Here is a 14,108-nt window from a genome sequence, read left to right as displayed (position 1 = left end):
GCCGACCGCGTGCCTACCGGCCCGGTTACTCCGGGCACTTTCACCGGCACGTTCGGGACGTTGGTTTTGAACGCCGACGGCACTTACACCTACACGCTCAATACCAGCGATGCCGATTTCAAAGCCTTGACCGGCGGCGGTAACGGCACGGAAACCTTTGCCTACACGATCACCGATGCCGACGGCGATTCCAGCACTGCCAATCTGGTTCTGCAGATTCACAACAACGACGACCCGGTGCTGCTCAACGGCCTCGACGTCAACGGTGGCGAACTCACCGTCTACGAAAAAAATCTCAGCGACGGCACCAGCCCCAACACCCCGGCGCTGACCCAGAACGGCACTTTCACCGTCAGCGCTCTCGATGGTCTGCAGACCCTCACAGTCGGCGGCATCGCCGTGATCACCAATGGCGTGGCCGCAGGCTTCCCGCAATCAATTGTCACCCCGCTGGGCAGCACCTTGACCATCACCGGTTATGACCCGGCGACCGGCGTGGTCAGCTACAGCTACACCCTGGCCGACAACGAAGCTCATCCAACCGCCAATGGCGCCAACAGCCTCACCGAGAACTTCGACGTCGTCGCGACTGACACCGACGGCAGCACCGCCAGCGGTCAGATCAACGTCAACATCGTCGACGATTTGCCGACCGCCCATGCGGACGCGGCTTCGGTGGCTGAGGGCGGCACCGTCAGCGGCAACGTACTCAACAACGATATCGGCGGCGCGGATGGTCCTGCGGTTACCGGTGCAGTGGTCGGCGTGCGTGCCGGTGCCGACACCTCGACTTCGGCCATTGGCGGACTCAATTCGCAGATCAACGGCACCTACGGCTACCTCACGCTTGATGCCAACGGCAACGCCATTTATCACAGCAATCCGAACACGGTGAACGGCCCGGGCGCGGTGGATGTGTTCACCTACACCGTGCGCGATGCCGACGGTGACGAAAGCACCACGACCATCACCATCGACGTCTACAACAGCTGCCTGAAAGCCGTCAGCGACACTGACGTCACCGTCTACGAAAAGGCCCTCGACCTGAACAAGGATGGCCTGGATCTGGCGGCGGGCAGCGTGGTCGGCAGCGATCCGAACAGCCCTGGCGAAACCGCTTCCGGCACCTTGGTCGGCTCGGTCACCGGTGCGGTCGGCGCGATCAGTTATGCGCTGGTCGGCAGCGCCACCGGCACTTATGGGCAGATCGTCCTCAACGCCAATGGCACTTACACCTACACGCTGACTTCGCCAGCGACCACCACGCCGCACGCCGACGATGGCGCCAACAGCCTGAGCGAAACCTTCACCTATCAGGCCACCGATTCGCTTGGCAATGTCGTCACCAGCAGCATCGTTGTCAGCATCGTCGATGACGTGCCGAAAGCGCTGAATGACAGCAATGCCGACAACGCGACCGAAGCCCAGCTGACCCTGACCGGCAACGTTCTCGACAATGATGTGCAAGGCGCCGACCGCGTCGCTAGCGGCCCGGTGACTGCCGGTACTTTCACTGGCACTTACGGCACGCTGGTGCTCAACGCCAACGGCACTTACACCTACTCGCTGGACGCCAATGACGCCGACTTCAAAAACCTCCACGGCGGCGGCAACGGCACTGAAACCTTCACCTACACCATCACCGATGCCGACGGCGACACCAGCACCGCCAACCTGGTGCTGAACATCCATAACAACGACGATCCGGTGTGCCTCGACGGCCTCGATGTGAAGGGCGGCGAGATCACCGTCTACGAGAAAAACCTCAGCGACGGCAGCAGCCCCGACACCTCGGCGCTGACCCAGAGCGGCAGCTTCACCGTCACTGCGCTTGATGGCCTGCAAACCCTCACGGTCGGCGGCATTGCGGTGATCAGCAATAGCGTCGCCGCCGGTTTGCCGCAATCGGTGGTCTCGCCACTGGGCAGCACCTTCACCATCACCGGTTACGATCCGGCCTCCGGCGTGGTCAGCTACAGCTACACCCTGGTCGACAATGAAGCTCATCCGAACGCCAACGGTGCCAACAGCCTCAGCGAGAGCTTCGACGTGGTCGCCACTGATACCGATGGCAGTACCGCCAGCGGTCAGATCAACGTCAATATCGTCGATGACCTGCCGAGCGCCAATCCGGATGCGGCTTCGGTCGCGGAAGGCGGCACCGTCAGTGGCAACGTCTTCGCTAACGATAGTGGCGGCGCTGACGGTCCGGCGGTTTCCGGTGCCGTGATCGGCGTGCGTGCCGGTGCCGATACCTCCACTTCAGCCGTCGGCGGTTTGAATTCGCAGATCAATGGTACCTACGGCTACCTCACCCTCGATGCCAACGGCAACGCCGTCTATCACAGCAATCCGAACGTGGTGAACGGCCCGGGCGCGGTGGATGTATTCACCTACACCGTGCGCGATTCCGACGGCGATGAAAGCACCACCACCATCACCATCGATGTGCATGACAGCTGCCTGGTCGCCGTCAGCGACACCGACGTCACCGTCTATGAAAAAGCCCTCGACCTGAGCAAGGATGGCACTGACCTGGCCCCCGGCACAGTCACCGGCAGCGATCCGGGCAATACCGGCGAAACCGCCAGCGGCACGCTGGTCGGTTCGGTCAGTGGCGGCAGCGGCGCGATCACTTACACCCTGGTCGGCAACGCCACCGGCAGCTACGGACAACTGCAGCTAAACGCCGACGGCACCTACACCTACACGCTGACGTCGGCAGCGAAAACCGCGCCGAGCGCCAACGACGGGCCGAACACCCTGAGCGAAACGTTCACCTACAAAGCCACCGATGCACTGGGCAACAGCACCACCAGCACCCTCGTGGTGAACATCGTCGACGACGTGCCGAAAGCCGTTGCCTCGGATCGCTCGGTTACCGCAGTGGAGATCGATTCGAACATCCTCATCGTCCTCGACATCTCCGGCAGCATGGCCGATCCCTCTGGGGTGCCGGGCCTGTCGCGGCTGGCACTGGCCAAGCAGGCCATTGGCGCCTTGCTCGACAAGTACGATGATCTGGGCGATGTGAAAGTGCAGTTGGTGACGTTCAGCAGCAATGCCGCCGACCGCACCACGGTGTGGGTCGATGTCGCTACTGCCAAGACATTGCTCGCCGGCCTCAACGCCGGCGGCGGCACCAACTACGATGCCGCCGTGGCGGTGATGCAGACCGCGTTCAACACCTCCGGCAAACTCACCGGGGCACAGAACGTCGGCTACTTCTTCTCCGACGGCAAGCCCAACGAGGGCGACATCGGCACGGCTGACGAGGCCGCTCTGAAAAACTTCCTCGATGCCAACAACATCAAGAACTACGCCATCGGCCTGGGTGACGGCGTAAGCAATGCCTACCTCGATCCGCTGGCCTACGATGGCATCAGCCACACCAACACCAACGCCGTGGTGGTCACCGATCTCAACCAGCTCAACTCGGTGCTGTCCGGCACTGTTCAAGGCGCGCCGGTCACCGGTTCGCTGCTGGGTGACGGTGGTTCGTTCGGCGCTGATGGCGGTTTTATCAAGTCGATCATGGTCGACGGCACCACCTACACCTACGATCCGAAAGCCCTCAGCGGCCAGGGTTCGTTGACCGCGAGCGGCGGCGCCAACCACGGCACCTTCAATACCGCCAACAACTCCGTAAGCATCGCCACCAACAACAGCGGCACGCTGGTGGTCAATCTCGACACTGGTGAATACAGCTACACCTCGCAGAAAACCACCGCAGTGGTGATCACCGAAAACATCGGCTTCACCGTGAGCGACAACGACGGCGATCTGGCCAGCTCAACGTTGACCGTGAAAGTGATTCCCAACGCGCCGCCAGTAGCGATGGACGATCACGTCATCACCAACGTGCTGTCGGGCAACATCGTGGTGCCAGGTGAGCTGTTGCTGGCCAACGACACCGATCCGAACGGCGACAGTCTCAGCGCCACGCCAACCAGTTTCAACACCGGATGGGTGTCGAAAGCGGCGGACTTCACCGGCAGCGGCCTGATCGGCTTCACTAACCAGAGCAACAGCGCGGCCAATCAGAACCTGGCCAACGTGCGCAGCGCCTTCAGCGCCAATGCTGCGACCATGACTGCCGTGCTGGTGGTCAGCGGTTATCTCGGCATGGTGAGCAACAGCAATGCCAACGATGAAGACCGCATTACCGTGAACCTGCGCCAGGGCGAAACCCTCAACCTTGATCACAATCTGGACGCCGGTCGGATCAGCATGGAGTACTCGCTCAACGGCGGCGCCTACACCGCGCTGGCGGACGGGCAAACGCTTACCGCCTCGGCGGACGGCGTCTACCAGATCCACATCACCAATATTGGTAACAGCGGCGGCAACCCCAACGCCGCGGAAAACTACCAACTGACCATGACCCTCAACTACGCCGGGGCCCATGACATCACACCGGACTACCACGGCACTTACACCGCCAACGACAACCACGGCGGCAGCGACACGGCCAACGTCAGCATCAGCTATCAGGACGGCCACACCCTGACCGGCACTGCTGGCGACGATGTGCTGGTGGCAGGCAGCGGCAACAACGTGATCAACGCCGGCGAAGGCAACGACGTGCTCACCGCAGGCTCCGGCAACAACGAAATGCACGGCGACGGCGGCAACGACTTGCTCTACAGCGGTGCCGGCAACGACCTGCTCGACGGCGGCACTGGCAGCGACACCGCCAGCTACGCCCACGCCACGGCCGCTGTCACCGTCAATCTCGGCCTGCTCGGTGCGCAGAACACCCTCGGCGCCGGCACCGACACATTGACCGGTATCGAAAACCTGATCGGCTCGAACTTCAACGACAGCCTCACCGGCGACGGCAACAACAACGTGATCAACGGCGGCCTCGGCAACGACTTCCTCAATGGCGGCGCTGGCGATGACTTGCTGATCGGTGGCATGGGCAACAATACGCTGACAGGCGGGGCAGGGGCTGACACCTTCCAATGGCTCAAGGGCAACAGCGGTCACGACCTGATCACCGACTTCACCCCCGGCACCGACAAACTCGACCTGTCGCAACTGCTGCAAGGCGAAAACGCCAGCACCGCGTCGCTGGACGACTATCTGCACTTCACCGTCAGCGGCAGCGGCGCCTCGGTGATGACCAGCATCGACGTCAGCGCCATGGCCGGCGGCACGCCGAACCAGACTATCGACCTGGCCGGCGTCAACCTCGCCAGCCACTACGGCGTGACACCCGGCGCAGGCGGCATGGTGGCTGGGGGGCATGACACGGCGACGATCATCAGCGGGATGCTTAATGATCATTCGCTGAAGGTGGATACGGTTTGACCTGAGATCTGAAACGACAAAACCCGCCGCCCCGGTTGTTTCGGGGGCGGCGGGTTTGTGTGTCTGGGCAGATGTGAGATCGTTCCCGCGCTCTGCGTGGGAATGCAGCCCGAGACGCTTTCCCCCATCCACAGCTGGACAGCGGAGCGTCCCTTGAGGCATTCCCACGCAGAGCATAGGAACGATCATCGTGAGGCTTGCTGCTGCGGCAACTCCAGATTATCCAGCACCCGATTGGGCGGATGCTGGCGTAGCTGTAGGCCAAAGCGCAAGGATATGTAGCCTGAGAGGTGTATCTGCGAGTGTCTTTTAAACAGTTGGTGAATTCGAAAGGGTGTGTCGAATGGCGGTAGAGAATGGCAGGTGTTCAGTATTCTGGATTTCGTCCTGAAGGAATGTCGCCACGTCGTCTGGCGAAAGATCTCCGGCCAGATCCATCAGATCCTGGGCAGTTTTCAGGTGGGGGCGGATAGCCTCGCGTCTCATCGCCCGCAAGGCTCCGTTTTGCGCATCCAGATTGTATATTCGCAGCGTCTCGACGGCGCGAATTCGCGATTGATCATTCAGATTGGCAAGTGGGCTGATCGTGCCGTCACTGACAAAAAGCAGAAAATCGTCCGGATCATCTTCGTCAGGTTTGAGCAGGTTGCGGTGATCGTAGGGAGGGCAATTGTCCTTGAATTTCCCGCAGGCTTCTTCGCGACAACATGAGTGGAAGAGATTGGTCCACTCGAAAGTACCTTGTGGGTATCCGTGTCTTTGTCGGAAGTGCTCGATATGCGAATTGCCCGGTGTGCTGATATCTGCTTCGCAGTATGCGCAACGTGTGTCTTGCATCGATTGAAGGCACTGCCGGATCTGCTCTTTATCCGTGTGCATCATATCAGCCCATCTATCTGATCCATGCTGATAGTTCGCTAGACAGGTTGGAGCCGTACCTCGAATCAACTTCCGCATGCTTGAGATTTCCTTATTTTTGCGTCAGTTGTTTGCGCTTGAATTTTTCAAGTCGAATCAACCGATTACAATCAAGCATGTCAGGGTGTTCAGCGCCGAAATGCATATCCAGGAACTCGCGCAGCAACAAGCCTTGTTGCGATTCATGATGATCTTGCTGAATCAACGCTTTGTAGTCACTCAATTTGCGCGAAGGCTCATTGTCCGGGGTAGGGTCAATGCCCATCACGTAGGCCAGGACCTGAGAGCTGGCGACCCCCTGCGTTTGTTGTTCGACGTTGCTGATTCTGACTTGCTGCGATTTATCGTCAGTTACCGTGTGCAGGATACGAATGCATTTAGCCTCAACGGATGAAATCACCTGCGGACTATGCGTAGTCACAACGAACTGAATGTTCGCAAATGCGCCAAGCAAATCAGGTACGACTGTTTGCTGCCACTCTGGGTGAAGGTGCATATCGATCTCGTCGATCAACACTACACCAGTGCATTCGCGCGGCGCGGTAATGCCAAGGTGAGGGTTCAGCTTGATGCAGCGATAGGCGATATCCGCCGCCAGGGCAACAATATTGCGGATACCGTCGCTAAGTTGGCTGACTTTCAGCGTCCCGTGGACTGGATGCTCCAGTACCAGATCCGCGAACTCACTGCTGTAAGCCAGATTTCGCCATCCGGTTCGGGATTCAAGCATTGAGTTGACTGCGGCCTGGATGGCTTTGACCGGATTCAAGAACTCATCTTTGACTTCAGAACTGCTTCGTCCGCGTTCCAGGCTGCGAATCTGCTCTTCACGATAGCTGCGAAAGATTCGCGTATACCATTTGCTGAACTGTTTGTAATTGGATGCCGGATCAAGACTGTCTCGGTAACCATAGGTCCTCGAGAACTCAGCGTTATCGATTGCCTCTGACCCCGGAGTGTTATCCCTCCAGAGACGACTCGTACCGTAGTAAGCGAGTACGGGTAGTTCGATCGTTTCGGTAACGTCATTCAAAGCGTTAGCAAATATGCGCCGCTGCAGGTTTCTGGCGCTGTTTTCCAGAGCCCTTGCGCCTTTGTCGCTACGGGTTTTAGTCCCTTTGCGGATACTGATGCGACTGCGCGACCAATAACTTTCGGCACCCTTGAAGTCAGCATGCGCCGTCAAACGAGCGGGAAGAGAGGGCTCCATCTGATGCGCATCGACCGGACGTAAGAAGACGTCGTCAGACTGGATACCCGTCAGAGGCGCGTTGCCCAAATCAAAACCGCGTACAAACGGCCACAACGCAATCTTGATGGCATCCAGCAAACTCGTCTTGCCCTGACCGTTACGTGCGACCAGCAATGTCAGCTGTTTATCCAGTTCGAGTGTCAGCGCGGGGAAGCAGCGATAGTTTTCCAGTTCGAGCCTGATCAGTTTCAAAGACGTTCCTCCATGTGGACCGATGTCAGGCTACGGCAGGGGCAGTATTTGCGTCGGCCAACGTGGCGCAAATTCTACTGTTATTGAATTCAGGTGAATACCTGCTCACTGCTAACGGCATGTGTCAGGATTTGCGCAACGTCTTCTGCCGCAAAATATAGACCGTCACCAGCACGGCACTGGTCAGCATGAACCCTCGCGCCCAAACCAGCGGCACCAGATAGCACGAGAACAGGATGCTCGCCCACATCAGCCCGATCGCGTAGACCTTGCCTTTGAGCGGGATGCCGTTGCCTTCGAGGTAGTCGCGAATCCATGGCCCCAGCCGTGGGTGTTCGACCAGCCAGCGATAGAAGCGTGGTGAGCTGCGCGCGAAGCAGGCTGCGGCGAGCAGGAGGAAGGGGGTGGTGGGCAGGACCGGCAGGAAGATGCCGATCACCCCCAATGCCACGCTGAGCCAGCCGATGGCCAGCAGGACGTAGCGCAACATCAGGGGGCGGTTGCCTATGGGGTTGTCCATAGGCCGGGTCTTAGTGGTGACGAGGCTTGAGGATCGCCGGTTTTTCGTCGGGGGCCTGGCACAGCAGGTACAGCGCGGTCAGGGCTTCCGGGATCTGCACGATCATGTCGTCCATCAGATTGGCGTCCTTGGCGATGTCTTCGAACTCAGGCTGTTCGTCGAACAGGCCGGAGCCGACCATGATCGGCAGGAGCATTTCGCTGACTTCTTCTTCGGCGGTTTCAAACCAGGCCGCTTCGCGCAGGAATACGCCTTCCATGAAGCCGATGCACCAGCCACGCAGTTCGGAGTCGTCCGGCTCTTCGCCCAGATCCAGTTCGCACGGCAATTCGAATTCTTCATCCGAGGCCAGTTGGCGAGCGATGTGCGCTTTGAGGCCGATCAGTGTGGCTTCGATTTCGGCACGCTGGGCTTCGTCGGTGTAATGCGGCTCTTCGGCGAACAGCGCGTCGATCCACTCGCGCTCCGGAACGTCTTCGGAGCAGATCGACAGCGCGGTCAGGTAACCGTGGGCGGCGACGTAATCCAGCGCCTCGTCGTGCAGCTCGTCGGCGTCGAGGAAGACTTGCAGGCGGGTCAGTTGCTCAGCGAAGGACATTACGGGGCTACCTTGGGGAATAAACAATGCGGGAATTCTAGGCCTTCTTGCGCGCTCTAGCCAGCCGCTTGGCAGATTTGCCCGAATTACCGGCCTTACTGGAAAGATGAATAACCCTGTGGGAGCGAGCCTGCTCGCGAAGGCGGTGTATCAGGCACTTTTGCATCGACTGACAGGTCGCTTTCGCGAGCAGGCTCGCTCCCACAGGGTTTTGTGTGTGGCAGGTTTATCAGGTGTCTTCTCAGCGGCACCCTCTGCGGCGAAGGCCTCGGGTATACTGCCGCGTTTTGCGATCCCTGCCGGCGCTGCGCTGGTCATGCAATGTGTTCTTACGTTTTGTTTAAGCAGCCGAAGCTGCTCTGAACCAGCCTGAGCAGGGATGTATCGGTAGATTTTTGGAGTTTTTATGCTCGAACAGGCTCAACGCGTCCTCAAGGACATCTTCGGCTACGACAGTTTCCGTGGCCGTCAGGGTGCGATCATTGAGCGCGTGGCCAGCGGCGGTGATGCGCTGGTGCTGATGCCTACCGGTGGCGGCAAGTCGTTGTGCTTCCAGGTGCCGGCGCTATTGCGTGAAGGTCTGGCGGTGGTCGTGTCGCCGTTGATCGCGCTGATGGACGATCAGGTCGCCACCCTTGAAGAACTGGGCGTGGCCGCCGCTGCGCTGAACTCCACGCTGAGTGCCGAGCAGCAGCGCGACCTCGCTCTGCGGATCAAACGCGGCGAAGTGAAAATGCTCTATCTCGCACCGGAGCGTCTGGTCCAGCCGCGCATGCTGGCGTTCCTGCAAAGCCTGGAAATCGCCCTGTTCGCCATCGACGAAGCGCATTGCGTTTCGCAATGGGGCCACGATTTCCGCCGCGAATACCTGCAACTGGGTCAATTGGCCGAGCTGTTCCCCAACGTTCCGCGCATCGCTCTCACCGCGACCGCCGACAAGCGCACCCGCGAAGAAATCGTCGATCGCCTGCACCTGCAGAACGCCGAACGCTTCCTGTCGAGTTTCGATCGCCCAAACATCTTTTATCGCATCGTGCCCAAGGAACAGCCGCGCAAACAGTTGCTGGCGTTCCTCGCCGAGCGGCGCAGCGATGCCGGCATCGTGTATTGCCTGTCGCGCAAGAAGGTCGAAGAAGTTGCGGCGTTCCTCAGCGAACAGGGTTTCCCGGCGCTGCCGTATCACGCCGGTCTGCCCAACGATTTGCGCGCCTATCACCAGAAGCGCTTCCTCAACGAGGAAGGCCTGATCATGGTTGCCACGGTGGCGTTCGGCATGGGCATCGACAAGCCCAACGTACGCTTTGTCGCGCACCTTGATCTGCCGAAATCCCTTGAGGCTTATTACCAGGAAACCGGGCGCGGCGGCCGTGACGGGCTGCCGGCGGATGCGTGGATGGCTTACGCTCTGCAAGACGTGGTGATGCTCAAGCAGATGCTGCAGAACTCAGAAGGCGACGAACGGCATAAACGTCTGGAGCAGCACAAGCTCGACGCCATGCTCTCGCTGTGCGAAGAGACCCGCTGCCGGCGTCAGGCGTTGCTGGCCTATTTCGATGAAGACATGCCCGAGCCATGCGGGCACTGCGACAACTGTGTCGACGGCGTGCAGACCTGGGACGCCACCGAGCCTGCACGTCAGGCGTTGTCGGCGATTTTCCGCACCGGTCAGCGTTATGGCGTCGGGCATCTGGTCGACGTGTTGCTGGGCAAGGACAACGAAAAGGTGCGCAGCTTCGGCCATCAGCATTTGTCGGTGTTTGGCGTGGGCAAGGCGTTGAGCGAGAGCGAGTGGCGCTCGCTGTTCCGCCAGTTGGTGGCGCGTGGCTTGGCCGATGTCGATCACGAGGGTTATGGCGGTCTGCGCTTGAATGACAGTTGCCGGCCTTTGCTCAAAGGCGAAGTGAAGCTGGAACTGCGCCGCGACCTGAAACCGCAAGTCACCGCCAAGACCGGCAGCAAGAGCCAGGCCAGCCAACTGGTGCGCGGCGAAGAACGCGAACAGTGGGAAGCCTTGCGCGCACTACGGCGCAAGCTTGCCGAAGAACACGGCGTGCCGCCATATGTCATCTTCCCCGACTCGACGCTGCTGGAAATGCTCCGCAGCCAGCCGACCTCGCTGGCGGAGATGGCCCGGGTCAGCGGCGTCGGCGCGCGCAAGCTGGAACGCTACGGCGAAGCCTTCCTCGAAGTGCTCGGCGGCGAGGCGGAGGCGCCGAAGGTGGTCGCCGATGTCCGTCACGAGTTGATCATCCTGGCCCGCGCCGGCATGACCCCGCTGCAGATCGCCGGGCAGTTGCAGTGCTCGGAGAAGAACGTCTACGCCATGCTCGCCGAAGCCATCGGCAAGCAGCAGTTGTCGCTGGAGCAGGCGCTGGACTTGCCTGAGGAACTGATGGGCGAAGTGCAGGACGCGTTCCTCGATGGTGAGGGCGAGTTGCCGTCCGTCGCTGAAGTGGCGGAATTGTTTGCCGGGCGTGTGCCTGAAGGCGTGCTGTATTGCGTGCGGGCGGCGTTGCAGTCTGAATTCGAGATGTAATCTGGCCCGACCCCTCATCGGAACGCCGCCCGCCCAGCCCTCTCCCCGAGGAGAGGGAGCCGACCGCGGTGTCTGGTGTCATATGTCGACCCGCAAAATCGAGTCGATTATGGATTCAGCACAGCGCTGTCAGGTCGGCGAATTTTAAGAGCATCCCCACTCAGTTCCCTCTCCCTCTGGGAGAGGGCCAGGGTGAGGGGCTTTTGATCTTCGCGCAGTTGTAACGATTCAGTACAGAGCGACTCTTGCCTATAACTGCCGCCCATGCTTAGCTGACTAATAATTAGATTTTCCGTATTTTCAGTCTAACCGTGAGTGTTTTATGCCGTTAACCGATCAACATCGCTTTGGTATGCAACTGGCCCAGATGTCTCGTGGCTGGCGTGCCGAACTGGATCGTCGTCTCGCCGGGCTGGGCCTTTCACAGGCGCGCTGGCTGGTGCTGCTGCACCTGGCGCGTTTTGAAGAGGCGCCGACCCAACGCGAACTGGCGCAGAGTGTCGGCGTCGAAGGCCCGACCCTGGCGCGCTTGCTCGATAGTCTGGAGAACCAGGGACTGGTGCAACGCCAATCCGTGATGGAAGACCGTCGGGCGAAAAAGATCGTTCTCTGCGCACCTGCGCTGCCCCTGATCGAACAGATCGAAACCATTGCCACGCAGCTGCGCCACGAATTGTTCGAAGGCGTCGACGAGGCGGATTTGAAGGTGTGCATGCGCGTGCACGGGCACATTCTGGCCAACCTGGAAAAATCTTGAGGCACATCCCGGCAGCGATTTTTTGAGAGATCGCGCTGAGCGGACTATAAGAACTACTGGGCAATATCGTGTTCGTACCGGATGTGCGAACGCATAGAAACCGGTTTTGCTTATTTAAGGGATGCTCATGCTCGCAAGTCGGCACGTGCTGCGCGGGGGCGCCAAATGGCTGCTGCTCGCTGGCGTATTCAGCTATTCGACCTGGTCGATGGCGTTGGGGTTGGGCGAAATCACTGTTCACTCAGGCCTCAATCAGCCGTTCAAGGCCGACATCGCGCTGGTCGATGTCGGCACTTTGACGCAAAACGATCTCTCGGCCAGCCTGGCCTCGGCCGATGAATTCGGCCGGGCCGGCGTCGAGCGGGTGTTCTTTCTCAACGATCTCAAGTTCACTCCGATCCTGCGCGGCAGCCGCCAGATGATCCGGGTGACCTCGGATAAGCCGGTCAACGAACCCTTCCTGAATTTCCTCGTGCAACTCGATCAGCCCAACGGCCGTCTGCTGCGCGAGTACACCGTGCTGATCGATCCGCCGGGCTCGCCTGGCATCGTGCCCGCCACCGACGAGCCGGATCCTCGCCCGCAATCTTCTGAATTTCCAACCGTCGAACCGGTTACCGCGCCGCCCCAGGCTGCCCAGGGCAAACGCACTGCCGCGCCTGTGCCGCCAACGCCAGCGGCAGTTGCCAACGATGCGCAGGCCGAGCAACTGGCCGCCAGCGTGCTGCTGACCCAGCAGTTGCAAAAGACCATCGACGAACAGAACCTCAGGCTGCAAGAGCAGCAAGTGCAGATTGCCGACGGCAAGAAGCAGATCGACGACTTGCAAACCCGCTTGGCCGAAGTGCAGAAAGCACCGCCACCGCCCGTGGTCGCGCCGGTTCCGGTCGCTGTTTCAGATCCGGTCGAGTCAACAGACGAGGGGCTGAACTGGCCATTGCTCGGTGGACTGATATTGCTGCTGGGGGTGCTGGCAGCGTTGCTCATACGCCGCCGTCAGCAACGTTCGACAGCAGATGGCACGGCGCTGCCGCTATTGCCGGTGAGCGCCGAAGACGACGTCGATGAGCCCGAACTGCAGCAATCCGTCGGTTCGCACGCGGGCGCCGATCATCGCGACGAACCCGGTGCCGGCGACGTGCTGGAGGCCGTGGGCATCTATCTGGCCTACGGCCGCCTCAGCGAAGCCTCCGGCATGTTGCGCGATGCCTTGCACAAGGAACCGGAGCGCACCGATCTTGGTTTGCAGCTCCTTGAAGTACTGGGGCGGCAGGGCGACAGCGACACTTATGAACAGCAGGAAAAACATCTGCGTGCCCTCGGTGTTGATGACCGCGAACTGGTCGAAGCACGCGCGCGCCATCCAAAACTGGCGGGCGCCGCATCGGCGTTGGCAACACCGCCAGTGGCGCCCGAGCTGCCCGTGGCCACGGCAGCGACCGTCGGTGCGCCGCTCGCATCGACGCTCAGCCCCGCGGAGGATGATTTCGAATTGAATCTGGGAGAGCTGTCGATGGATTCAAATTGGGATCTCAACGACAGCCGCGTCGATTCCGCCGCACCGCCGATCGATGATCCGGAACTGGGCACCAGCCTGTCAGTGCTGCCTGTCGATTTTGAACTGCCACAGGCTGCATCTGGCGAAGAAGCCGAACTTGAATGGATCCCCGAGCCCGACGCCCAGCCGCTCGACGATGACTTCCTCAATGAGTTCGGCGATCCCGAGACGTCGCTGGTGCTGGAACCTCTGGATCTGCAATTACCCGAGTCCACCGAAACCGAAACCGACACCGAAGCCGCCGGCAAGCTCGAACAGGCGCAAACCTGTATCGACGACGGCGACATCGACAGTGCGATCGCGCTGCTCAATGAGTTGCTCAGGGAAGGGGACGAGCCGTTGAAGCAGACGGCAAGGACGTTGTTGGCGGGGATTCGCTGAGCGCCAACGGATTCGGGTTCATCCTGGACCGCTTTCGCGAGCAGGCTCGCTCCCACAATGGAATGCGCTCTCCCTGTGGG

Annotated in this window: 8 protein-coding genes; 4 read left to right on the top strand and 4 right to left on the bottom strand. The window is 60.3% G+C overall.

What is annotated here, in order from left to right; genetic code table 11:
- A partial coding sequence (locus PspCFBP13508_RS27075; RefSeq protein WP_137216261.1) for a VCBS domain-containing protein occupies positions 1-5,316 on the top strand: 5,316 nt, incomplete at its 5' end.
- Positions 5,317-5,625: 309 nt separating this feature from the next.
- On the opposite strand, the gene ptuB is transcribed toward PspCFBP13508_RS27075, so the two are convergent.
- The 4 genes from ptuB to PspCFBP13508_RS27050 form a co-directional block, all read right to left on the bottom strand.
- Positions 5,626-6,273: a retron Ec78 anti-phage system effector HNH endonuclease PtuB gene (gene ptuB, locus PspCFBP13508_RS27065; protein WP_130909960.1), complete on the bottom strand. Its 648-nt coding sequence runs from the start codon at positions 6,271-6,273 to the stop codon at positions 5,626-5,628.
- Between the two features lie 13 nt (positions 6,274-6,286).
- A complete protein-coding gene (locus PspCFBP13508_RS27060; protein WP_130909959.1) occupies positions 6,287-7,678 on the bottom strand; it encodes an AAA family ATPase in 1,392 nt (463 codons plus the stop codon).
- Positions 7,679-7,802: 124 nt separating this feature from the next.
- Positions 7,803-8,198: a YbaN family protein gene (locus tag PspCFBP13508_RS27055; RefSeq protein ID WP_130909958.1), complete on the bottom strand. Its 396-nt coding sequence runs from the start codon at positions 8,196-8,198 to the stop codon at positions 7,803-7,805.
- Between the two features lie 10 nt (positions 8,199-8,208).
- Complete coding sequence (locus tag PspCFBP13508_RS27050) at positions 8,209-8,796, bottom strand: YecA family protein (protein WP_016771143.1); 588 nt, start codon at positions 8,794-8,796, stop codon at positions 8,209-8,211.
- 406 nt (positions 8,797-9,202) lie between these two features.
- On the opposite strand from PspCFBP13508_RS27050, the gene recQ reads away from it, so the two are divergent.
- From recQ to PspCFBP13508_RS27035, 3 genes are all read left to right on the top strand, one after another.
- Entirely contained in the window at positions 9,203-11,332 is a 2,130-nt protein-coding gene (recQ, locus tag PspCFBP13508_RS27045; RefSeq protein ID WP_137216260.1) for a DNA helicase RecQ, read from the top strand.
- A 322-nt stretch (positions 11,333-11,654) separates the two neighbouring features.
- On the top strand, positions 11,655-12,089 hold the full coding sequence (locus PspCFBP13508_RS27040) for a MarR family transcriptional regulator (RefSeq protein WP_016771142.1): 435 nt from the start codon (positions 11,655-11,657) through the stop codon (positions 12,087-12,089).
- A gap of 127 nt (positions 12,090-12,216) precedes the next feature.
- Positions 12,217-14,028: a FimV/HubP family polar landmark protein gene (locus tag PspCFBP13508_RS27035; protein WP_137216259.1), complete on the top strand. Its 1,812-nt coding sequence runs from the start codon at positions 12,217-12,219 to the stop codon at positions 14,026-14,028.
- Positions 14,029-14,108: the final 80 nt, after the last annotated feature.

Source organism: Pseudomonas sp. CFBP13508, from assembly GCF_005233515.1.
Classification (GTDB): domain Bacteria; phylum Pseudomonadota; class Gammaproteobacteria; order Pseudomonadales; family Pseudomonadaceae; genus Aquipseudomonas; species Aquipseudomonas mercuritolerans.
This window is presented reverse-complemented; position numbering and strand designations above follow the sequence as displayed.